This window comes from Haloferax mucosum ATCC BAA-1512, from assembly GCF_000337815.1.
GTDB classification, from domain to species: Archaea; Halobacteriota; Halobacteria; order Halobacteriales; family Haloferacaceae; genus Haloferax; species Haloferax mucosum.
In genome coordinates this window covers 230444-250694 of the sequence record NZ_AOLN01000018.1, presented here as the reverse complement: position 1 = coordinate 250694, position 20251 = coordinate 230444, and the positions used below count along the sequence as shown (strand labels likewise).

Below are 20251 nucleotides of genomic sequence, written 5' to 3'. Positions count from 1 at the left end.
TGTCACTGGCTCGTCGTGTACTCTCGTCGAGGCTCGTTCGCGTCGCGTTTCGGGGGGTGCGACACGGGGAAGCGTCATAGTGCGTGAGTGCGAACATCCAACCAATGGCCGAGTACCCGCTCAAACAACGGTTCGTGCTCGACACCTCGCTTTTTCTCTCCGAGGAGATTCGGGCCGACGACGAGACGTTCGAGGAGGGCATCGAGCGGCTTCTGGATACGATTGCCGCGGCGCGATTAGACCTGAACATCTCGTGTTACATGCCGCCGTCTATCGCCGCCGAACTGGAACACGTGCTCCGCGAGCGCGGCGTCTCCGAAGCGGTGCTCGGCAAACTCGACACGTGGGTCATCAAGAAACACCCTGACCGCTACGAGGTCTATATCCCGGCCGAAATCGTCTACCGCTTTATCGACGAGATGTCCGACCGCGTCAACCGCGGGCTTCGCGTCTCCGAAAAAGCCGTGCGGAAAGCCGAAGAGTCCAAACGGCGGTCTGATGGTGGGTCAGAACTCTCGGACGTTGACAAGGTTATCTCCGACCTCCGGGAGGACTACCGCGGCGCGCTCAGACAGGGAGTACTCGACTCGCGCGAGGACTTCGACCTGCTCATCCTCGCCCGCGAACTCAACGCCGGCGTCGTCACCGAGGATACTGGCATCATCAGTTGGGCCGCCGATTTCGGCCTTCGGAACCTCCGCGGCCGGGCGTTTCCGACGCTTCTCGAAGAGTACCTGATGGCGCTCGATAGCCTCTATCCGCGGGACGAAGAACGCGACCCGACAGACCACAGTCGGCTGTAAGCAACTATATTCGGTACGACGACCCTATTCGACCCGCATCGACCGCTCTGGACTGAACCCTTTACGCTCCCGTGTACGACCCGCTACCGCATCGTGTCGAGGTCAACGAACGTCCCGTCGAGCGCAGTCACCCACGTCGTCAGGAGTTCGTTCGGTCCCGCATTCGACGGGTGAATCGTACACTCTTCGCGGCCGTCGTCGCGGGTGATAATACGCGAGGTGAGGTGCGGGCGGGACGGCCGTCCGACGTTTGAATCCATCGTGTGGGACGATTCCGAACTCATCGGTGTTCCCCCGGGACGACAACGTCGAGTCCGTCCTCGCCGGACAGGTGGACCGTCACCGAATCCACGTCCGTCCAGTACTGGTGGGTATGGGTCCCGTCGGCGCGCAACTGAAGCGTCTCTTCGAGCAGGCTCGCCTCGGAGAGTTGTTCGAGCTTTCGGTACGTCGTCGAGAGCGGCACGTCGCACGCGCTCGAAAGCTCCTGTGCCGTCATCGGGTCGGCCGCGCTTCGAAGCGTCGTGAGTATCCGACGACACGCCGGGTCCGAGAGCGCTTCGAGAACCTGCTCTGCCTCTGTTTCGGCGAGAGCGGCGTCGGTCTGGGTGCGTCTGAGGCCGGTCTGCATGCTCACCTGTTGGTTTGGCCGCAGAGTCCGTCGAAGGTCACCCCGAATATGCGGGGCAGTTTATACGGGCCATCGAGGAGACCTACGGTCCGCGTATTCGACGGCCGGTGGACAGTGGCCGCAATATAAAGGCCCGGTGTATCGTGGGTGTTTATATCAGGCCGTGGGGGCGCTGTGTACTGATATGATGAGTGCAACGGGCATCAGAGCGGAGTTGAAGGTCACCGGGCCGACGGACTGTCCCGTCGCATCGGTCTCCGAGGGCGACACGGCGGGGTACGCGCTCTCCCGGAGCATGGCACCGAACGCGGACGGTGCCGTCACCGAGGAGTTCGTCTTCGACGACGCCGACAGCGTTCCCGACGAGATGGACCAACTGTTCGACTACGGCGACGGCACCGTCTACCGATTCGAACGCGAGGGTGGTGTAGGCTGTCCTTGCGAGCAAGTCGAGACGTTCGGCTGTCCCGTCGTTGACGTACAGACGCGCGACGGCGCGCTCTTTTTGACGTTTCACGCGCCCGACGTGGAGACGCTCCGCAACGTCGTGTCCGCACTGCGCGAGGCATCGGGGTCCGTGGACGTGCGCCGACTCCTCCAGTCGTCGTCTGACGAGTCCCGCGACCTCGTGTTAGTCGAACGCGGGCAACTCACCGACCGCCAGCGCGAGGTGTTAGAGCAGGCCCACGAGATGGGATACTTCGACCACCCGCGGCGCGCCAACAAAGGCGAGGTTGCGACCGAACTCGGTATCACGACCTCGACGTTCTCCGAACACCTTGCGATGGCACAGAAAAAGCTCATGGGTGCCATCCTGCAGGACTGAGATGCAACCGCTCGGAGACCTATCAGTACCCCGTGAATTGAGGGCGTCTCCCCTCGGGTTCGAGACTCCAATCATTAGATGGTGACCCTGGAATGCACGAGTTCGACGTGACCTGCCCGCAGTGCGGCGAGCGGTATCGGGTCAACGAGCCGATGTTACAGACGCTCTGCGAAACGGGCTGTGTCCTGTGTACGGCGTCGCTGAGTGAGAGCGAACACACTGTATAACACGTCAGAAGGGGTTGGCTACGGGCGGTAGCCGCTCGAACGGCCGCTATTCGACGACGACAGCGCCGACCATGCCGAACGTTTCGTGCGGCACACAGACGTAGCGGTACTCTCCCGAGTCCTCGAACGTGTACTCGAAGGTGTGTCCCTCGGTCGCAGTGAGTTCGGATTGGAAGCTGTCGTTTTCGCGCTCGACGACGTTGTGTGCGCCGCCGCTTCCCGTCCACTCCCACGTGACCGTCGTTCCCGGCGCAACCCTCACTGCGGCGGGGTCGAAGGCGTAGGCACCGCTGTTTCCGCTCACCCCGACAGCGACAGTGACGGCGTCCTTGTCGGTCATGTCGTAGACGCCCTCGTAGTTGGAGGTTCGGTCGAACCAGCCATCGAAGTCTCGGCTTTCGACGTCGGCTGTCGTGGTCGATTCGCTCCCGTCACCGCTCCCGCCGGACTCGTCTCCGCTTTGGCTACCGCCGGCAGTACACCCCGCGAGAAGCGCAAGTCCGCTGGAAGCAACTGTCGCGTGCAGAAACCGCCGTCGAGAGAATCGCTCAGTCATCGTTCGGCGCTTCTATGTCCTCAAGCAAGTCTACTGCTTCGATTCCCGCGCGCTGAAAACGTGCGAAACGCGCGTAGCGTCTCACTTCGAAAGCGAACCTATGGACCGTGACGACGACCCGCGGCGGAAAGCGCGAATCGACGGCAGTCGCCAGTGGGAGGTGTTCTATCGGGAGCAATCGGCCGACCCGATGCGTCACGTCGGGGGCGTGACCGCGCCGTCGCTCGATATCGCAGTCGAGCAGGCGAGAACCTTGTTCGGTGACGACAGCGAGTCACTGTGGCTCTGCCCGGCGGACGAAATCGTTCGACTCGGCGGCAACAACCTGCGAGCACCGGAGCGAACGCCGGTGGACGCGACGGGCGCGACAGACGCGGCGGACCCGGAGGTGTCCACGGAATGATTTCGATCAGCAAACTCCTGTGCGGGCGAAGCGCCGAAGGCGACGGCCTTCGCTACGACGACCCCGACGAGAACTACGACCAGATTCGAGAGGAAAAACAGAAACGCCCCGTCGTCGTCTGGAACACGACGCGGCGGTGCAACCTCTACTGCGAACACTGTTATGCGGGTGCCGACCTCGACCCGGCGCAGGGCGAACTCTCGACGGCTGAGGCCAAGGGGCTTATCGACGATTTGGCCGCCTACGACGTGCCAGTCCTGCTTTTTTCCGGCGGCGAACCCCTCGTCCGTGAGGACCTCGTCGAACTCGTCGAGTACGCGACCGACGCCGGCATCCGCGCCGTTCTCTCGACCAACGGAACGCTCATCACGGAGGAGAAAGCGGCCGCCCTCCGCGACGCCGGACTCTCCTACGCCGGGGTCTCCGTCGATGGACTCCGCGAACGAAACGACCGCTTCCGCGGCAAAGACGGCGCGTTCGACGCCGCGGTCCGCGGCATCGAAAACTGCCTCTCGGTGGGACTCAAGACCGGGCTTCGGTACACCATCACCGAGCACAACGCCGCCGACATGGAAGACGTGGTGGACCTGCTGTACGACGTGGGCGTAGACCGCTTTTGTTTCTACCACCTCGACTACGGCGGTCGCGGCGGCGACATCGCCGACGCCGACCTCGACGACGCGGCACAGCGGCGGGCCGTCCGTCGCCTCTTCGATATGACCCGCGAGTACCACGACGCGGGCGAGGACATCGAAACGCTTCTCGTCGGCAACTACGCCGACTCCGCGTACGTCGTCGAGTACGCCGCAGACGAACTCGGCCAAGAACACGCCGACGAGATTCACCGGTATCTCCGCGTCAACGGCGGCGACCCGACCGGCGAGCGCGTCGCCGACGTTGACTACCGCGGCGACGTCCACCTCACGCAGTTCTGGCAGAGCTACAGCCTCGGGAACGTCCGCGACCGCCCCTTCGGCGACATCTGGGACGACGAGTCGAATCCGCTTCTCGCCAAACTGCGCGAGCGCGAGGAACACCTCACCGGCAAGTGCGTGACGTGCCAGTACCAAGACGTGTGCCGCGGGTCGTCGCGGCTTCGGGCGCTCGCGGCGACGGGCGAACTGTTCGGTCCCGACCCACAGTGTTACTTGACGCCCGAAGAGCGCGGCGTGAGCGCGGAACCCGCAGACTGACTTCGGGTCGAGTTCCGACCGCTTATTTTGCCGGGCGACGACTCACCGATATGGAAACCGAACGCGGTGTCCCAAACATTCTCGGCGGCGGTACGATGGGTGTCAGTCTCCTCTTTTTCGCCGTCGCGGTCGCAGACTTCTTCGGTGTTCTCCACGCGCCGCTGTTTGCGAGTATCTACGCCGTATTCGGCGTCATCACCGCGTCTCTCGGGGTGATTCTCGTCAGGCTCACGTGAGGCGAAACGGCGGAACACGACCAAAAGGCGACGGCGTGTCGTGACGCGTCTGGCACCGACTTCGCCCTCGAAAGCAGAACCGATTAGTGTCTTATCTGTGTGTCGGTGCAGTATGCCGATTACAGCCCTCCACCGGACGGTTCGCCGCGGATTCGCCGTCGTCATCATTCAGCTTAGCGTAATGTCGGCCCAATTACACGACATTCAGGGTAGCGGCGAGACGATTGCGACGTTCATCACGCTCCCGCTTTTTTTCGCCGGGGCTGGCTACCTCGTCTTGAGCCTCGTCCACCAAGCGTTCGTGCCGGCTGACACTGTGGACAGCAGAGAACCACCCGAAAAACGCGACTCTTGAGACGCCGACTCGCTTACTCGGCCGCGCTCGCGGCCGCCTGCTTTTCTTCGCGTTCGAGTTCTTCGAGGTAGTCGTCGGCGTCGAGCGCGGCTTTCACGCCCATGCCGCCTGCGGTCGCGGCCTGCTGGTAGTGGTAGTCCACTACGTCGCCCGCGGCGAAGATGCCGGGCACGTCGGTCGCCGTCTGGCCGCCGCCAGAGCCGCCCTTGGCGATGATGTAGCCGTCGTCGTCGCGCTGGACGCCCGTGCCTTCGAGATAGTCCGCGTTCGGGGTGTGGCCGATGGCGTAGAACACCGCGCCAACGTCGAAGTCGAACGTCTCAGTCTCGGGGTCGTCGAGTTTGTCCGTCGGGTGACCGTCGGGGTTGTGGACGAGCGTCACGTGGTCTACGCCCGCTTCGGGCGAGCCGTGGAGTTCCGTTGCTTCGGTGTTGCGCATGAGTTCGATTTCACCCTCGTCAACCTTCTCCATCAGGCGGTCAACCCAGTAGTCCTCGGCGCGGAACTCCTCGCGGCGGTGGACGAGATAGACCGTCGATGCGAACTTCGTGAGGAAGTTTGCCTCTTCGACCGCGGCGTCGCCGCCGCCGATGACCATAATCTTCTCGCCGCGGAAGAACGCGCCGTCACAGGTCGCACACGTCGAAAGCCCGTAGCCCATCAGGTCCTCCTCGCCGGGGATGCCAAGCGTCCGAGCCGACGCGCCGGACGCGGAGATGAGCGCGTCGGTCGTGTACACGTCGCCGTTTTTCAGCGTCACGGTGAAGGGTCGCTCACTCGCGTCTACGTCTTCGATGACGCCGTGGCGAATCTCCGTGCCGAATCGCTCGGCCTGCTCTTTCATGTTGTTGATGAGTTCGGGACCGGAGATTCCCTCGGGGAAGCCGGGGTAGTTATCGACTTCCGTCGTGAGGGTGAGTTGTCCGCCCGGTTCGTCGCCTTCGAGAACGAGCGGTTCGTTGTTGGACCGGGCGGCGTAGATGGTCGCAGATAGACCGGAGATGCCCGAGCCAGCGATGATGAGCTTCCTGTGCTCTACGAACGAGTCGGCGTCTTCTGTCATTGGTCGTAGTTCGCTACAGCGGTGTCTTAAGGTTTCGCTGTATTGCGAGAACTGCTACAAGACCGCCACGAGACGACATATCACGGCGGCGCGGCTCGCAACCGCGACGATGACAGAGTACCGCCCACGCCGACTCGGAGCGAAAGACCGGTATCCGTCGCCGACGCACGTCCGAACATGCCCGCCGACCTCCACGAAAAGACGAACCGATACGAACGCATGCTCGCGGACGCACTGGCCGAAGCCGTCCAAGCCGTCCCGTCCGAGACGCACCTCGGCCACGCCGCGGCCGACTGTCTGGAGATGGCGGAATCCTACCTCGAAGACGGCCGACACTTCAAGGACGCGGACGACTGGGTGAATGCGCTCGCCTCGTTTTCCTACGGGTACGGGTGGCTCGATGCGGGCGTCAGAATGGGCCTGTTCGACGTTCCGGACGACTCACATCTCTTTACGATGTAGTTCTCGCCGAGTGACAGTACGGCCAATCATTATAACACGAGTCTGTTTGTGTTCGGACGATGCACGAGGCGTGGCAGTTTCATCCAGTTTTCGTGCCCCTCATCGCGTCTGTTCTGTTAGCGGGGACAATCGCCACGTACTCGTTTCGCTATCGCTCGACGCCCGGGTCGAACGCGCTCGGCGCGATTACCGCCGCCTCCGCGTGGTGGTCCGCACTGTATCTCGTCCAACTCGTGGGCACCGGCGTCGAGTGGCAGTTGTTCTGGGTTCGGCTCTCGTACGTCGGCGTCGCCGTCCTCCCGCCCGCGTGGTTCGTCTTTGCGCTCCAGTACGCCGACTCTCGAATTCCGGTCACACGCCGGGTAATCGCGGCAGTCACAATCCCGTCGGTGCTCCTGTCGGCGGCCGTGGCGACGAACCCGTTGCACGGACTCGCGTGGACGACGGCGAGCGTCACGGACGTTCCGATTGTCGTCGTCCAGCGTGATTTCCGGGTCGGCTACTACGTCCAAGTCGTCTACTCGTACCTGTTGATCCTCCTCGGCATGTCGATTCTGTTCCGGCGCGTCGTCCGCTTGCGTCGCATCCTCAGAACGCAGGGACTTGCCGTCCTCGGTGGGGTTGCGATTTCGCTCGGCGCGAACGTCTACTGGGTTCTCGGCGGCTCCGTCCTCAACTACACGTCTATCGCGTTCGCCGGCTCGGGCGTGCTCTTCGCGCTCGCGCTCTTTCGGTACCGGCTGTTCGACCTCGTTCCGGTCGCCCGAGACACCGTCGTCGAAGAGATGCGCGACGCCTACGTCGTCCTCGACGGCGACCGCCGCGTGGTCGATTTGAACCCGGCGGCACGGCGACTCCTCTCGATAGCCGACGACTCGATCGGGCGCGACCTTTCGACGCTGGCTCCGGCCATCGACGACCTGCTCGATGACGAACAGTCGGGCGACAAGCGGGATTCGACGGTCGTCTTCGACGCCGACGGCGACGGGACCCACCGCTATCTCGAAGTTCGGTCGTCTCCGCTCACGGATGCCGACGACGGAACGGTCGTCATCATCCGAGACGCCACGGAACGACAGCGCGCACAGCGCCGGTTTCAGTCCTCTATCGAACACGCATCGGATGTCGTGGCCGTCCTCGACGCGGAGGGCACGACAGAGTACGTGAGTCCCCCAATCGAAGCGTTGACCGGGCGCGCGCCGTCGGATATCGTCGGCGAATCTATTTTCAATCTCGGAGACGACTCGGACCTCGACTCGGTGAAGCGGACGTTCGACCGCATCTGTGAACACCCCGGCGGAGCAGAGCGGTTCGAAGCGCGAATTACCGGTCCCGAGGGTGAACCGGTGGTCGTCGAAGGAATCGGCCGGAACCTGCTCGACGAACCGTTCGTCGAGGGCGTCGTCTTGAACCTCCGTGACATCACCGACCGAAAGCGGCGCGAGCGACGACTCGCCCGCGCGAACGAACGGCTCGAACGGTTCGCCAGCGTGGTCTCACACGACCTTCGGAACCCGCTCAACGTCGCCTCCGGCCACCTCGAACTGGCGCGCGAGACGGGCGACGACGGTCACGCCGAGACCGCCCAACACGCGCTCGACCGGATGGACGATATCATTCAGGACGCGCTCAGCCTCGCGCGACACGGCCGACTCGTCGAGGACCCGGAACCGGTCCGCTTCGGCGACATCGCGTCGCTCGCGTGGGACGGTGTGGTCACGGACGACGCGCGACTTGCCGTGGAGTCGGACGGAACCGTCGCCGCCGACCCCGATAGACTCCGCCGACTCCTCGAAAATCTCGTCCGCAACGCGTTCGAACACGGCGGCAACGACATCACACTCTGGGTTGGCGTGACCGACGACGGATTCTACGTCGAAGACTCCGGCGAGGGGATTCCGGCGGACCGGCGAGACGACATCTTCGAGTCGGGCTTTTCGACGAATCGCGGCGGAACGGGTCTCGGACTCGCTATCGTCGCCGAAATCGCCGACGCTCACGGATGGGAGATACGCGTCGAAACCGGAAGAGACGGCGGCGCGCGGTTCGTCGTGAGCGGGGCATCGGTCACGCTTGGCGAGACAGCGTCGCGGACGTGATTACTCGAAGCGGAACGTCGCGCCGTCTTCGCCGTCTTCGACTTCGACGCCGAGGGCGGTCAGTTCGTCGCGGAGGTCGTCTGCGCGCTCGTAGTTGCCCGCCTCGCGTTCGGCCTCGCGCACGTCCAAGACGAGTTGGACGAGGTCTTCTGCGACCGACACGTCGCCGCCGTCGCCCGACGCGCCGAAGGAGAGACCGAACACGTCGCCGCCGAGGTCTTCGAACGTCTCGATGGCCTCGCGGAGCGCGCGGTAGTCGTACTCGTCGACGTCCGCGACGTGACGGTTGACTGCGCTGGCGAGACCGAGCAGTTCGGCCATCGCCTCGCGGACGTTGAAGTCGTCGTTCATGGCCGCGCGGAAGTCTTCGCGGGTCTCCGCGACCGCGGTGCGGAGCGTCTCGGACTCAACTTTCGTCCGCGCGTCGGGGCTGTCGCACGCCTCGGCGGCCGCCTCGTAGGCGCGTTCGAGACGGTTCCAGCGCTCTTCGGCCTCGGAAATCGTCTCCTCGGAGTACGTCTGTTCAGAGCCGTAGGCGGTCGAGAGGTAGAACGTTCGAATCACGTCAACACCGAACTCGTCGAGCGCGTCGGCGACGTAAAAGAAGTTCCCGAGACTGGAACTCATCTTGTCGCCGTCGGTCTGGAGCAGTCCGACGTGGAGCCAGTAGCGGGCGAACTGCGCGCCGGTCGCGGCCTCCGACTGGGCGATTTCGTTTTCGTGGTGCGGGAAGACGAGGTCGCGGCCGCCGACGTGGATGTCGATGGTTTCGCCGAGGTGCGTCATCGACATCGCAGAGCACTCGATGTGCCATCCCGGGCGACCGTCGCCCCACGGCGACTCCCACGTCTGGCCGCACGGGTCGGTGAGGGGGTCGAGGTCGGCGTGACGGTGTTCCGCCGCGGTCTCCGGCGTGACGGCACCGGCTTTCCACAGCGCGAAATCGGTCGGGTTTCGCTTCTCGGAGCGTTCGCCGTCGTCGGCGTGGGACTCCAGTTCTTCGAGTTTCTGATTCGAGAGTTTGCCGTAGTCGTCGAACGTGGAGACGTCGAAGTAGACCGAGCCGTTCGACTCGTAGGCGTGCCCGCGGTCAACGAGCGTCTCTATGAGGTCGATAATCTCGGGAATGTGTTCGGAGACGCGCGGATAGACCTCCGCTCGCTTGAGGTTGAGACCGCGCATGTCACGGATAACGTCGCTGACGAAGTGGTTTGCGACGGTCGCTTCGTCGTCGCCGAGGTCGGCTTCGCCGATTCGCGCGGCGATTTTCTCGTTTACGTCGGTGAAGTTCTCGACGTGGCGGACGTCGTAGCCCTCGTATTCGAGCCAGCGGTGCATCAGGTCGGCGTGCATCCACAGGCGAGCGTGGCCGAGGTGTGCGTCGTCCGAGACCGTCAGTCCACAGACGTAGAGCAGCACTTCGTCGCCGTGCGACTCGAACTCCTCGCGCGCTCCCGTCAGGGTGTTGGTCACGGACAGGGTCATCGCTCTCGGCTACTCGTGGGAGGATTTTCAACCCGTCGGAACGAGTGTCGGGGCGGGCGACCGAGCGGTCGGCGAGTCGAACGGCGTCCTCGTCGTCGAAGCCGACGAACGACTGACGCCATCAACTCGTCGGCATCCAAATCGAGTTCGTGGCGAAGGTCAGTAGATGAGAGTGTGACATTTCCGTCTGCGGTGCTGGGGCTGGACGAAACCATCGCAATTCTGATCGGGTGTGTCGTATTAAGCGCCCACAACCGAATGTCGTGTCTGATATTGAGACACTTAGATGTATACATGGCTGACGGCGGATTCGACGACGCGGAGCGCGGCGGCCCCCTGTCGGCGTGGGACGACGACCAACATCGCGTCGCCCGCGACGCCCGCGGCATCGACGACGATGGATTCGGCGTCGAGGCGAGAGAGGACCGTTCCGAGCGCCGCCGTATCGACTTCGCCCTCGGCGATAATCGCGGTGAGCGGGCCGCCCGCGGCGAGGTCAACGCCGGCAACGGAGAGCAGTGGTTCGTCGTCCGTCGCGTCGATATCTTCGCCGACGAGACCGATTCCGCTCCGCATCGTGACGGTCGCCTCGCGGGACTCCGTTTCGAGTTCGGGCAGGTCCTCGGCGAAGCGACGGAGTGCGGCCGCGACCGCCTCGTCGTCTCCGAGGTCGAGGGCGGCCGCGGCGGCGGCGTAGTTGACGACGCCCGCGCGAAGGGCGGTCAGAAGGAACGGTCGTTCACGAACGGCATCGCGTGCGTCAGCGGCGAGAGACATGCCTGGGGGTCGTCGGGCGCGTGCAAAAAACCGCCGCCATGGACGCTTCGTGAACGAGTGGTGAACGCGAGTTGGCCGAACACCAAGATTCCTTTTCTGGATGCGAAGTTCATAAGACAGTGCCGTCGTAACCCCCGGACATGCAAGCGCTGGTCATCGTGGCGCACGGGTCGCACCTGAACCCGGATTCGAGCGCACCTACCTACAACCACGCGGACACCATCCGCGAGGTCGGCGCGTTCGACGAGGTTCGAACCGGCTTCTGGAAGGAAGAGCCGTCGATTCGTGAGGTCCTTCGAACCGTTGAGTCCGACGAGGTGTACGTCGTCCCGCTTTTCATCAGCGAGGGCTACTTCACCGAGCAGGTCATTCCGCGAGAACTTCGCCTCGACGGCTGGGACGTATCCGACTGGGACTCCGACGGACTGTCCGCGTCGCACGTCACGCTCACCGCTGACGACGTGTCCGAAAAGACGGTTCACTACTGCGGCCCCGTCGGAACGCACGGAGCGATGACTGACGTCATCGTCCGGCGGGCCGAGACCGTCACGGGCGACCCGGATGTCGGCGACGGGTTCGGTTTGGCCGTCGTCGGTCACGGCACCGAGCGCAACGAGAACTCCGCGAAGGCGATCGAGTACCACGCCGACCGCATCCGCGAGTTGGACCGCTTCGACGAGGTGCAGGCGCTCTACATGGACGAAGAACCGGAGGTTGACGACGTGGCCGACTTCTTCGAGTCCGACGACATCGTCGTCGTCCCGCTGTTTATTGCGGACGGTTTTCACACCCAAGAGGACATCCCCGAAGACATGGGTCTCACAGACGACTACCGCAACGGCTACGACGTTCCAGCATCGGTCGAGGGCCACCGCATCTGGTATGCGGGTGCGGTCGGCACCGAGGGCTTAATGGCCGACGTAGTGCTCGAACGCGCCGCCGACGCCGGTGCCGACATCGGCGATGCGCTCGAACTCGTCCGCGAACGAACCCGAAAGACGCCACTGGCGGGTGACTGACGATGGAGGACCATCTCGACGCCCTCATCGATGCCGCCGCGACCGACGACGGCGTCCATCTCGACGGACTGCACGTCGAACGAACCGACGACGGCTACCGACTGGAGACGCCCGACGCGCGGCAAGACGGCCTCTCCGAGAACGAACTCCGCGACGCGCTCGCCGACCACGACGACTACGCGACCAACTGGCACTTCTGGACGCGTGCCGTCGGCGAGTCGAGTCCGCAACGCCGGGCGTTCCTTCGGTGGGTCGAAGGCGCTGACGACGAGACCCAGTCGCTCCCGGAGCGCTACGACGCTCTTCGACGGGGCCACAAGCGCGAGTGGGGCCAACTTCTCGTCACGGTGACGCTCGGTGACGACGGCGACCGGACCTACGAACTGCGCCACGCCGACGAGGCCGACCGCGACGCGTCTACCCTCGATTCGTACCACGAACCGCTCGCGGCGCGGCAGTTGGCGACCTACGACGAGAAAGGCCGGTATCGGCCGCTGAAAACCGGCAACAACCTCGCCGGTGGCTGGGTCTTTCCCGACCTCGACGGCCGCGACCTCGTAGAAACGGTCGAGACGTTCTATCCCGCGACGGTGCCGAACTGGTACCGCGAGCGCGAGGGCGACCTCGACATCACCCATTGGCAAGACGCCATCGGCCGCCAGACCGGCATGTACGGCGTCATCAAGACGTGGAACCGTGGCGACGGACACGAGCACGTCAACTGGGTCGCCGAGGCCTGCTGTGACGACTCGCAGTGCGTAAAGCGGCGCGAGTGGCAGTACGACGACGAGACCGACCTCGACGTCGATGGCGGTGACGGCGCGTTCCCCTGCCGCGAACCGTGTTCGCTCGTCGTCGCGGCCTCGCGCAAGTGGACGCGACTCGAAGCAGAAGAGACGAACACCTACGAGTTCGAACTCACGCCGTCGGAGAAACAGCAGGTCGAAGACATCATCGAGGCGGTCGCGGACGACCGCACCGACGACATCCGGGAAGCCGACGTGTACGAGGGTGCGAACCGCTTCCGGGCGCGGTTCCTCCGCGCGAAACTGTTCGACGACGGGAATCTCTGCGGCGTCCCGACGGACGACGAATAGCGCCTCGGGAGGCGAGGCGGCTTATTCGTCCCGGTGTAGGCGGCGTCGAAGCGACTGTCGAGTGCGCTGAAGACGGTGAAGACGACGACAGCGCCGACGCTCAAAAGAGTCTGCTAAGAATACGGATGTGCGCTACCAGACCGTCAACACTAACGCGGCGAGGACGCCGCCGACGACGACCCCGGCACCCAGCGTGATGACGAAACTCTCCAACAGCGAGGCGACACCGACCGCCAGCGCGAGCGCGACGACGGCGAGAAGCACGAGCGGGACCGCCCGCGCGTCGATACTCGGAAGGGCGTCTGCGAGGCGCTCGGTCACGCTCGGTTCCGGTTCTGGCGACCTCGGTTTCGAGAGGGTTTCGTCCACTTCGACCGGCGGTTTTCCACCCTCGCGCGGCGAGACTGTTACATCGACGTAGACCGTCTCCGACCCGTGTCCGGAGACGATTTTGAGCTTTCCCGTCACCGGTTCCGGCGGCGGCGAGACGAACACGTCAACTAACTTGGTCTGGCCGGCGCTCACGAAGTGATTGCCTTCGGTGAGAGACGCCACCCGAGACAGTTCGTCATCGACGTGGAGATGGACGTGGACCGCCTGTCCACGGTTTTCGAGTTCGACCGCGAACGTATCGACCGTCGAGAACGATGGCGCTACCGAGAGGTCGTGAGGTCGCTCGTCGTTTAGCGTAACGGAGAGCGGCGCGTTCGACACGGTTTCACCGTCGAAGCGGGAATAGAAAAACGTTCAGGTCGGCTCAGTTGTCTCGCATGTCCGGCGGCAGGAGGTTCGGAATACCGTCCTCGATGGGGTACACCTCGCCGGTGACCGTGCCAATGAGGCGCCCTTCGATGATTTCGTCGCCGTCGCGCTCATCGATTTCCAGCTCGAGTTCGCTCTTGTCGAGGGGGTCACAGAGGATGTCCATCAGGGATTCTTTCATCGTCCTGACGGTGGGTTGCGCGAAGTAAAAGCGTACGGGTTCGACGCCGCCACGTCGGCGACTGCGAGTCGAACGCGTCTCGTCAGGTCGGAGTTACTCGTCGAACGGGTTGGTGAGCTGAACCGTCTGTTCGCGGTCCGGGCCGACGCCGACGGCGTAGACCGGCACGTCGAGTTCCTCGGCGAGGTAATCGAGGTAGTCCTGTGCGGCGTCCGGGATGGCGTCGTAGCCCTCTTCGGCGACCTCGGACCAGTCTACGTCCGGCCACGGTTCGAACTCCTTGAGGACGGGTTCGCATTTGGCCCACTCTTCTGTCGTCGCGGGTATCGTGAGGCGTTCTTCGCCGTCGTGTTCGTAGGCATGGCCGACCTTGATTTCGTCCAGCCCGGCGAGCACGTCGAGGTGGTTGACGGCGATGCCGGTGAAGCCGCTCACGCGTGCGGCGTGGCGGAGCATCGGGATGTCGAGCCAGCCGATACGGCGCGGGCGACCGGTGACTGTCCCGAACTCGCCGCCTTTCTCGCGGATGTAGTCTGCGAGTTCTTCCTCTCTGTCGTCGTCTTTCAGTTCGGTCGGCATCGGGCCTTCGCCGACGCGCGAGAGGTAGGCCTTGACGATGCCGACGACTTCGCCCTGTCCGACGACGGTGGGGCCGAGACCGGAGCCTGTGGCCGCGCCGCCGGCGGTCGGGTTCGAGGAGGTCACGTACGGGTAGCTTCCGTGGTCGATGTCGATGAGCGTCCCCTGTGCGCCCTCGAACATCACGTTCTCGCCGGCTTCGCGCCGCTCGGCGAGGAAGTCGCCACAGTTGACCGCCATGTCGTTTTCGCGGAGGCGACGGCCGAATTCGGCGTACTCGTCGATGAGCGCCTCGATGTCGCACTCCTCGCCTGCTTCGAGACCGTAGACGTCCTCGATGAGCGACTTCTTCTTGGGCACCACGTACTCCAGTCGCTGGCGGAGCACGTCGCGGTCCAGGAGGTCACCGACGCGGATACCGCGGCGGCCTGCCTTGTCCTCGTAGGTCGGGCCGATACCGCGACCGGTCGTGCCGACGGTCAGGTCGGAGTCGGCTTTCGCCTCTTCTTCGATGTTGTCGAGGCGGCGGTGGTACGGCATGATGACGTGCGCGCGCTTTGCGAGGCGCACGTCCGGTTCGAGACCTCGCTCGCGGAGGTCGTCGATCTCGGAAAAGAGCGTCCGAGGGTTGATGACACAGCCGTTCCCGAGGATTCCGACCTTGTCGCGGACGGCACCGCTCGGGACGAGCGAAAGCTTGTACTCTTCGCCGTCCTCGACGACCGTGTGGCCGGCGTTATCGCCGCCTTGATAGCGAACGACGATGTCAGCGTCGCCGCCCCACAGGTCAACGAGCGCGCCTTTGCCCTCGTCGCCGAGTTGCGAACCGACGATGGTAACAGTCATACGTCGGCCGTTCCCCGCGCCGCACTAAACAGATTACGGTCGCCGTCGATGACGAATACACGTACGTGAATATATCACTGATTGATAGTAGGGATTCTGCCACAAACACGCATTAACGTGGCGGCCGATAACACAACGGTTATTTAGTGGCCTCGATAAGGTCGCGCTACCCACTTTTTCGCTGGCTCGGAGGGTAAGGCTTAAAGCCTACCAAGAAGAGTTAACAAATGGCATGATAGACCGACTTGAGAAAGAAGTTGATATGTTGGAGCGCCATCTGCAGGTCCTGAAGATGGTCATCGAGAGCGAGCCTATCGGCATCGTCAAGATGTCCAACGAGACGGGGTATCCGCACCACAAAGTTCGGTACTCTCTCCGCGTTCTCGAAGAAGAGAACCTCATCGAACCCTCCAGCCAAGGTGCAATCACGACCGAGCGCACACAGGAATTCGTCGATGAACTCGACGACAAGCTCGACGAGATTGTCGGAAAGCTCGAATCGATGAAGATCGAAGAAGCCGCTGAAGTCGAAAACTAATCTCTCGTACGCGCGGTCGTTCTCTCCAGTTTCGTACGACGAGTTCTTCATTCTCGGTTCGTACGACGAGTCTCTCCGGGCGCGTCTGGACTGACCGCGTTAGCGACGCAGTTGTTCGTCACGTCGATACCCGAGCCGACGAGCGCCGTCGCCGTTCCGCCGAAGCAGAGCTGACCGTGAGCCGCGGCTATCTACGCTCTCGGTCGGGGTCGGTTCGCGCCGCAGTGAGTCGCTCTGCGACCGTGTTCGGTTCGTTGACGTACGCGAGCGTCCGCCGATAGAAGCGATACGGCTCCGCTTCGGCGGGGTCGTCCGTGCGGTCGAGTGCGACTATCGCGGCGTCCGTCGTCGTCGGGCTATCGAATAGCCCTCGCTCGACGGTCGCATCTCGGATGGCGTCGAGCGGAACGCGCCACTGCGCGGCGTCGAGACGGCGGTCGTACGCGACGAGTGCATCGTCCGCCAGTTGGTACTCGACCGCGCCGAACGCCAGTTCGAAGTGAACAGCGCCGACGAGCGCGACGAGACCGACGAACGCGCCGAGCACTGCCGCCGTAACCCCGCCGAGTAGCAGAAGCGACGTGACTTCCCAGACTTCTCTCGTGACGAGCGGCACGCCCACGAGGAGGACGAGCGCGACGGCGTACTGCCCCTCGATTCGACGGACACTGCTCGCCGCGTTGCCGAACGGGAACAGGCTGTCAATCGCGCCCGCGAGTCGGACGGCGCGCCGATTCGGTCGAACCGACGCGTGGTGGTTTCCAACCGGCGGTGGTGTCTGAGCCGCAATCCGTGAACGCGCCGTCTCTGCGGGCGGCGCTGGGGCGTCTCGTTCCGCCGAACCGACGAGTGGACGAACCTCGCGGACCGCCCGGCCGACGACGACGAGCGCCGTAACAACACTCAGTAGCGTCCCGACCTCGGGACCCGTGGCGTGCAGGGAGGTGAGAAACCACAACGGAAGCCAGTACGCCGTCCACACGCCGAGCCGCCACTGCGGTGCGACGTTGCCTGCGGTCGGCCACGCTGTCCGCGCGTGGTGTCGGACGAGTGCCCAGTGTTTTCCCGCCACGGCGAGCGCGCCACCGGCGAGAAGCACCGGCGTCGGCGATGACCAGAACTCGTCGTACACCGGCGTCGGAAAGACGGTGGACGACACTCCGAGCGCCGCCACTGGGAGGCAAAAAGCCACCCAGAGACACACGAGAGTCACGAAGGGTCGCACGTTGTGGAGCGCCACAGGCGGAAGCCGACCGCTAACGGAGACAGTCCCTACCTTAGGTGAGAGAAAGCGGAACAACCCCTGTTCGTACGGCGAGAGCGTCGAATTTCCGCTTTCGGGCGCGAGGTCGGCTCCGGTCGGTGAGACCGTCTCTCGCGGCGCGGCGAAAAGCGTCTGGCACGTCCGTCGAAGCAACGACGCGGTCAGGTCGAGCCAGTAGAGAACAGTGACCGTGTACAGCGGGAGCGCGGCCGTGACAACCGCGGCCGCCGCGACGAGTTCGACACCGAGCGCGGCGAAACGCGGGACTGGAGACCGATTCACGGTGGCTGTCCGAACTGCGGTCCGTTAATACTACTGACTACCCGTGCAGGCGTCTCGGTTCACATCTCGGTCTCCACCGCGAAGCGCGTCTGTGGGCCAGCCCAGTTCGAATCGAGTCTGGCCGCACCGCGTCGAACCGAAAGTCGGTGGTCTGCGTCGCGTCGAACCAGAAGCCGATATCCCGAGACCGCCCCCTTACAGGTCGGGGACGTTCAGGTGGAATTCGCCGCTCCGCGCTTCGACCAGACAGAGGTGGTAGCCCTGCTTGCGCGAGAGTTTGATGAAGCTCTTGCGTTTCGACCGACTGAGCAGACCGCCGCCGGTTTCGGCAGTGGCCGCTTCGAGGGCTTCGGGTTCGAAGAAGCTCTTCGTGACCACGAACGCCGACCCGAGCGTCTCTTTCGCGTTTGCGACCGACTTCGAGTCCTTGATGAGTTGCGTGACCATCGGCTGTGTCGCCGGGTCGCGGGAGTCGTTGAGGTTCGCAACGAACAGCGGCTCGCCCATCTGGTCGCGGATGATGACGTCGAAGTTTCTAGGCTCTGTCTCGTCTTCGCCAATCGGGACCGAGACGGTCCCGTATAGCTCGATACGGTCTGCCTCCGGAATCGAATCGAAGACGCCGGCGAGACTCGACCGGTTGTCCGTCTCGCCGATTTCGTAGAGCAGGTCGGTGACGACCCACTTTGCGAAGCCGTACTCCGGCGTCTCGTGGAGGAACTCCTCGTAGGGTTGGCCGTCGATGCCGAGTCCCTCGGTGTCGAACGTCGTGTGGTGTTCGAGACGGAGGTTCTCGATGACTTCCTCGCGTTTCGCCTGTCCGGCGTGCGCTTTTTCGAGCGTCGCCTCGCCTTTCCGGGCGTAGCGGACGAACAGGTTGGTTCCCCGGAGCGCTTCGTCGGCCGACATCGACCGGTCGGTCGATTTGACGCCGGCATCTTCGAGTTCGCCCCGGAGTCGGTCCACTTCGGATTCGAGTTCTGCGACACGGTCTTCGAGTTCTTCTGCGCGACTGCGGTGTTCGTCACGCTCGTTTCGAAGCGCGTCGCGTTCGGATTCGAGGCGGTCGCGCTCGGATTTGAGCGACGACAGTTTTTCTTCCAGCGTCGCCGCTTCCTCGGAGTCGGCCGTTTCGGACTGCTGTCGTTGTTTGGGAGCCGACTGCTCCGACTGCCGCGTCTGTTGGCTCGGCTCTCGCTTCTGTTTCTTCTGCGGTCGCGTCGCCTGTTTCGCGGCTTGTCGCCGGCGTCGCGTCGCTCTCGGTTTGTCACCGACGGTTTCGCCTTTCGCGTCCTTGGGGTCGAGCGAAGGGATAGAACGGGCGTTCCGCCACTCCGCTTCGGCCGAAAACACGTCGTCACCGGGCGCGGCGTCTTCCGCGAGCGGGTCCGCCGCCGGCTCGCCGTTCTTCGCCGCCGCGTTCGCGTCGGGTGTACTGTCCGCGGCCGACGGTGCCGAAGAAGCGTTCGGCTCGGCCGATTCGGGGGGCGAAGATTCGTCCGGGTTCGTGCGCCGTTCGGTCGCGGACGCGTCGGGCGACGACGCGTTCGGTGCGGAGTTCCCTTTCGGCGATGACGGTGTGTCGGCCGGGTTCGACGCAGTCGATTCGGTGGACTTTCCGTCCGACTCGGCGGACTCGACCGGCTTCGAAGTCTCGGGCGTCTCGGGCGCTTCCGCCCCGGCCGACGCCGGCCCTTCGCCGTGCGGTTCGGTCTGCGGGCCGTTTTCAGTGGCGTCATCACTCGCGTCGCTGGCGCTCCCCTCGGTAGTCGCGTCTGTTCCGGATTCGGCGTCGTCCGCGTCCGCGACCCCGCCGACAACGGCCGCCGACTCGTCGTCGCTTGCCGACGCGTCGTCGGTGTCGTCTTCCGGAATCTCGACGAGGTCGATATCTACGTCAATGACCTTGTAGATACCAATCTCGTCTTGTGCACGCTCGAACGCCTCGTCATCGGTGATGAGGCGCTTGCTGTTGCCGACGAAGGCGGCGCTCATCGACTTCCCCCCGTGGTAGACGATGTAGTAGTCGCCGGACAGAACGTTCTCCGACAGTTCGACGTAGCCGGTGAAGCCGCCCGCAGAGAGCGTTCCATCGGCGTCCTTCAGCGGTGTCTCTTGCGTGTAGTACTGCGCGCGAACGTCGCCGCCGCGTTCCTGCATCGCGTAGAGAAGCGGAAGCGACGGGTCGGGCGCGCGGTACGCCTCGAACGATTCGTCGTCGAAGTCAGCTAAGTCCCCATCGAAGACGCCGAGGAGCCGGCCGTTGAGCATGAATCCCCACGTCATGCCGGCTACGACGGCGCCTGTGAAGCCGTCGTCTGCGAGTGACCTGAGGCCCCCGTATCCTCGGTCCGTAGGTGCGGAGTCCCACCCAGTCACCGCGTCGATAATCTCGCTATCCATTTGGGGTTACATCACCGGAAGCGAATCAAATACTTTCCGGGCGAATCGAGTCAATAGTCCATCTATACCCCGTTTCTGTGTTCCGAATTGACAGTTTCGGCCGACGGAGCCGGACGTTTCGGCTCGGGAGAACGACTATACGGTCCCGCCGTGACAGGTCCGTC

General features: G+C 63.9%; 23 protein-coding genes. 12 read left to right on the top strand and 11 right to left on the bottom strand.

Annotated features, from left to right (window positions below; translation table 11 throughout):
* Positions 1 to 104 precede the first annotated feature (104 nt).
* Positions 105 to 803: an RNA ligase partner protein gene (locus C440_RS13945; protein WP_008321212.1), complete on the top strand. Its 699-nt coding sequence runs from the start codon at positions 105 to 107 to the stop codon at positions 801 to 803.
* Between the two features lie 83 nt (positions 804 to 886).
* Here C440_RS13945 and C440_RS13940 read toward each other — a convergent pair whose 3' ends face one another.
* Together C440_RS13940 and C440_RS13935 are read right to left on the bottom strand one after the other, a co-directional pair.
* Complete coding sequence (locus C440_RS13940; RefSeq protein WP_049915876.1) at positions 887 to 1087, bottom strand: DUF7511 domain-containing protein; 201 nt, start codon at positions 1085 to 1087, stop codon at positions 887 to 889.
* Entirely contained in the window at positions 1084 to 1434 is a 351-nt protein-coding gene (locus C440_RS13935) for a winged helix-turn-helix domain-containing protein (protein WP_008321210.1), read from the bottom strand. Before C440_RS13935 ends, C440_RS13940 begins: the two co-directional genes overlap by 4 nt.
* Positions 1435 to 1618: 184 nt before the next feature.
* On the opposite strand from C440_RS13935, the gene C440_RS13930 reads away from it, so the two are divergent.
* Both C440_RS13930 and C440_RS18155 read left to right on the top strand, forming a co-directional pair.
* Positions 1619 to 2260 carry a helix-turn-helix domain-containing protein gene (locus tag C440_RS13930; RefSeq protein ID WP_008321209.1) on the top strand — a complete coding sequence of 214 codons (642 nt, stop codon included), beginning with the start codon at positions 1619 to 1621 and terminating at the stop codon, positions 2258 to 2260.
* 92 nt (positions 2261 to 2352) lie between these two features.
* Positions 2353 to 2487: a DUF7560 family zinc ribbon protein gene (locus C440_RS18155; protein WP_008321207.1), complete on the top strand. Its 135-nt coding sequence runs from the start codon at positions 2353 to 2355 to the stop codon at positions 2485 to 2487.
* Between the two features lie 46 nt (positions 2488 to 2533).
* Here C440_RS18155 and C440_RS13925 read toward each other — a convergent pair whose 3' ends face one another.
* On the bottom strand, positions 2534 to 3043 hold the full coding sequence (locus C440_RS13925) for a halocyanin domain-containing protein (protein ID WP_008321206.1): 510 nt from the start codon (positions 3041 to 3043) through the stop codon (positions 2534 to 2536).
* Positions 3044 to 3143: 100 nt separating this feature from the next.
* Here C440_RS13925 and C440_RS13920 point away from each other — a divergent pair, with 100 nt between their 5' ends.
* From C440_RS13920 to C440_RS13905, 4 genes are all read left to right on the top strand, one after another.
* On the top strand, positions 3144 to 3446 hold the full coding sequence (locus C440_RS13920) for an Htur_1727 family rSAM-partnered candidate RiPP (protein WP_008321205.1): 303 nt from the start codon (positions 3144 to 3146) through the stop codon (positions 3444 to 3446).
* On the top strand, positions 3443 to 4639 hold the full coding sequence (locus C440_RS13915) for a TIGR04347 family pseudo-SAM/SPASM protein (protein WP_008321204.1): 1197 nt from the start codon (positions 3443 to 3445) through the stop codon (positions 4637 to 4639). Before C440_RS13920 ends, C440_RS13915 begins: the two co-directional genes overlap by 4 nt.
* Positions 4640 to 4689: 50 nt before the next feature.
* Positions 4690 to 4875 (top strand): hypothetical protein, encoded by a 186-nt coding sequence (locus C440_RS13910; RefSeq protein WP_008321203.1) that lies wholly within the window; start codon positions 4690 to 4692, stop codon positions 4873 to 4875.
* 112 nt (positions 4876 to 4987) lie between these two features.
* The gene (locus C440_RS13905; protein ID WP_008321202.1) at positions 4988 to 5230 is read left to right on the top strand and encodes a hypothetical protein; all 243 of its coding nucleotides are present in this window, start codon (positions 4988 to 4990) and stop codon (positions 5228 to 5230) included.
* Positions 5231 to 5243: 13 nt separating this feature from the next.
* On the opposite strand, the gene C440_RS13900 is transcribed toward C440_RS13905, so the two are convergent.
* The gene (locus C440_RS13900) at positions 5244 to 6293 is read right to left on the bottom strand and encodes an NAD(P)/FAD-dependent oxidoreductase (RefSeq protein ID WP_008321201.1); all 1050 of its coding nucleotides are present in this window, start codon (positions 6291 to 6293) and stop codon (positions 5244 to 5246) included.
* A gap of 177 nt (positions 6294 to 6470) precedes the next feature.
* On the opposite strand from C440_RS13900, the gene C440_RS13895 reads away from it, so the two are divergent.
* Positions 6471 to 6755 (top strand): DUF357 domain-containing protein, encoded by a 285-nt coding sequence (locus tag C440_RS13895; RefSeq protein ID WP_008321200.1) that lies wholly within the window; start codon positions 6471 to 6473, stop codon positions 6753 to 6755.
* A gap of 59 nt (positions 6756 to 6814) precedes the next feature.
* On the top strand, positions 6815 to 8854 hold the full coding sequence (locus C440_RS13890; RefSeq protein WP_008321199.1) for a histidine kinase N-terminal 7TM domain-containing protein: 2040 nt from the start codon (positions 6815 to 6817) through the stop codon (positions 8852 to 8854).
* Here C440_RS13890 and cysS read toward each other — a convergent pair whose 3' ends face one another.
* Positions 8855 to 10339 carry a cysteine--tRNA ligase gene (cysS, locus tag C440_RS13885; RefSeq protein WP_008321198.1) on the bottom strand — a complete coding sequence of 495 codons (1485 nt, stop codon included), beginning with the start codon at positions 10337 to 10339 and terminating at the stop codon, positions 8855 to 8857. It lies immediately after the preceding gene.
* Between the two features lie 282 nt (positions 10340 to 10621).
* The gene (locus tag C440_RS13875; protein WP_008321196.1) at positions 10622 to 11116 is read right to left on the bottom strand and encodes a DUF7523 family protein; all 495 of its coding nucleotides are present in this window, start codon (positions 11114 to 11116) and stop codon (positions 10622 to 10624) included.
* 140 nt (positions 11117 to 11256) lie between these two features.
* Between C440_RS13875 and C440_RS13870 the strand changes: the two genes are divergently transcribed.
* Together C440_RS13870 and C440_RS13865 are read left to right on the top strand one after the other, a co-directional pair.
* Complete coding sequence (locus tag C440_RS13870; RefSeq protein WP_008321195.1) at positions 11257 to 12135, top strand: CbiX/SirB N-terminal domain-containing protein; 879 nt, start codon at positions 11257 to 11259, stop codon at positions 12133 to 12135.
* Positions 12136 to 12137: 2 nt separating this feature from the next.
* Positions 12138 to 13232, top strand: coding sequence for a DR2241 family protein (locus tag C440_RS13865; RefSeq protein WP_008321193.1), 1095 nt, complete (start codon positions 12138 to 12140; stop codon positions 13230 to 13232).
* Between the two features lie 132 nt (positions 13233 to 13364).
* Here C440_RS13865 and C440_RS13860 read toward each other — a convergent pair whose 3' ends face one another.
* The 3 genes from C440_RS13860 to C440_RS13850 form a co-directional block, all read right to left on the bottom strand.
* A complete protein-coding gene (locus C440_RS13860) occupies positions 13365 to 13946 on the bottom strand; it encodes a DUF7524 family protein (protein WP_008321192.1) in 582 nt (193 codons plus the stop codon).
* 43 nt (positions 13947 to 13989) lie between these two features.
* A complete protein-coding gene (locus tag C440_RS13855) occupies positions 13990 to 14175 on the bottom strand; it encodes a methytransferase partner Trm112 (RefSeq protein WP_049915875.1) in 186 nt (61 codons plus the stop codon).
* Positions 14176 to 14268: 93 nt separating this feature from the next.
* Positions 14269 to 15600 carry an adenylosuccinate synthase gene (locus C440_RS13850; protein WP_008321190.1) on the bottom strand — a complete coding sequence of 444 codons (1332 nt, stop codon included), beginning with the start codon at positions 15598 to 15600 and terminating at the stop codon, positions 14269 to 14271.
* Between the two features lie 232 nt (positions 15601 to 15832).
* On the opposite strand from C440_RS13850, the gene C440_RS13845 reads away from it, so the two are divergent.
* Positions 15833 to 16138: a hypothetical protein gene (locus C440_RS13845; RefSeq protein ID WP_008321189.1), complete on the top strand. Its 306-nt coding sequence runs from the start codon at positions 15833 to 15835 to the stop codon at positions 16136 to 16138.
* A gap of 187 nt (positions 16139 to 16325) precedes the next feature.
* On the opposite strand, the gene C440_RS13840 is transcribed toward C440_RS13845, so the two are convergent.
* Entirely contained in the window at positions 16326 to 17684 is a 1359-nt protein-coding gene (locus C440_RS13840; RefSeq protein WP_008321188.1) for a hypothetical protein, read from the bottom strand.
* 195 nt (positions 17685 to 17879) lie between these two features.
* Complete coding sequence (locus C440_RS13835; RefSeq protein WP_008321187.1) at positions 17880 to 20087, bottom strand: DUF7527 domain-containing protein; 2208 nt, start codon at positions 20085 to 20087, stop codon at positions 17880 to 17882.
* Between the last annotated feature and the right edge of the window lie 164 nt (positions 20088 to 20251).

Bases quoted from the DNA above. Each gene is read 5' to 3' on its own strand.
- C440_RS13945 (WP_008321212.1), top strand. From the start codon at position 105: ATGGCCGAGTACCCGCTCAAACAACGGTTCGTGCTCGACACCTCGCTT.
- C440_RS13940 (WP_049915876.1), bottom strand. From the start codon at position 1,087: ATGAGTTCGGAATCGTCCCACACGATGGATTCAAACGTCGGACGGCCG.
- C440_RS13935 (WP_008321210.1), bottom strand. From the start codon at position 1,434: ATGCAGACCGGCCTCAGACGCACCCAGACCGACGCCGCTCTCGCCGAA.
- C440_RS13930 (WP_008321209.1), top strand. From the start codon at position 1,619: ATGATGAGTGCAACGGGCATCAGAGCGGAGTTGAAGGTCACCGGGCCG.
- C440_RS18155 (WP_008321207.1), top strand. From the start codon at position 2,353: ATGCACGAGTTCGACGTGACCTGCCCGCAGTGCGGCGAGCGGTATCGG.
- C440_RS13925 (WP_008321206.1), bottom strand. From the start codon at position 3,043: ATGACTGAGCGATTCTCTCGACGGCGGTTTCTGCACGCGACAGTTGCT.
- C440_RS13920 (WP_008321205.1), top strand. From the start codon at position 3,144: ATGGACCGTGACGACGACCCGCGGCGGAAAGCGCGAATCGACGGCAGT.
- C440_RS13915 (WP_008321204.1), top strand. From the start codon at position 3,443: ATGATTTCGATCAGCAAACTCCTGTGCGGGCGAAGCGCCGAAGGCGAC.
- C440_RS13910 (WP_008321203.1), top strand. From the start codon at position 4,690: ATGGAAACCGAACGCGGTGTCCCAAACATTCTCGGCGGCGGTACGATG.
- C440_RS13905 (WP_008321202.1), top strand. From the start codon at position 4,988: ATGCCGATTACAGCCCTCCACCGGACGGTTCGCCGCGGATTCGCCGTC.
- C440_RS13900 (WP_008321201.1), bottom strand. From the start codon at position 6,293: ATGACAGAAGACGCCGACTCGTTCGTAGAGCACAGGAAGCTCATCATC.
- C440_RS13895 (WP_008321200.1), top strand. From the start codon at position 6,471: ATGCCCGCCGACCTCCACGAAAAGACGAACCGATACGAACGCATGCTC.
- C440_RS13890 (WP_008321199.1), top strand. From the start codon at position 6,815: ATGCACGAGGCGTGGCAGTTTCATCCAGTTTTCGTGCCCCTCATCGCG.
- cysS (WP_008321198.1), bottom strand. From the start codon at position 10,339: ATGACCCTGTCCGTGACCAACACCCTGACGGGAGCGCGCGAGGAGTTC.
- C440_RS13875 (WP_008321196.1), bottom strand. From the start codon at position 11,116: ATGTCTCTCGCCGCTGACGCACGCGATGCCGTTCGTGAACGACCGTTC.
- C440_RS13870 (WP_008321195.1), top strand. From the start codon at position 11,257: ATGCAAGCGCTGGTCATCGTGGCGCACGGGTCGCACCTGAACCCGGAT.
- C440_RS13865 (WP_008321193.1), top strand. From the start codon at position 12,138: ATGGAGGACCATCTCGACGCCCTCATCGATGCCGCCGCGACCGACGAC.
- C440_RS13855 (WP_049915875.1), bottom strand. From the start codon at position 14,175: ATGAAAGAATCCCTGATGGACATCCTCTGTGACCCCCTCGACAAGAGC.
- C440_RS13850 (WP_008321190.1), bottom strand. From the start codon at position 15,600: ATGACTGTTACCATCGTCGGTTCGCAACTCGGCGACGAGGGCAAAGGC.
- C440_RS13845 (WP_008321189.1), top strand. From the start codon at position 15,833: ATGATAGACCGACTTGAGAAAGAAGTTGATATGTTGGAGCGCCATCTG.
- C440_RS13835 (WP_008321187.1), bottom strand. From the start codon at position 20,087: ATGGATAGCGAGATTATCGACGCGGTGACTGGGTGGGACTCCGCACCT.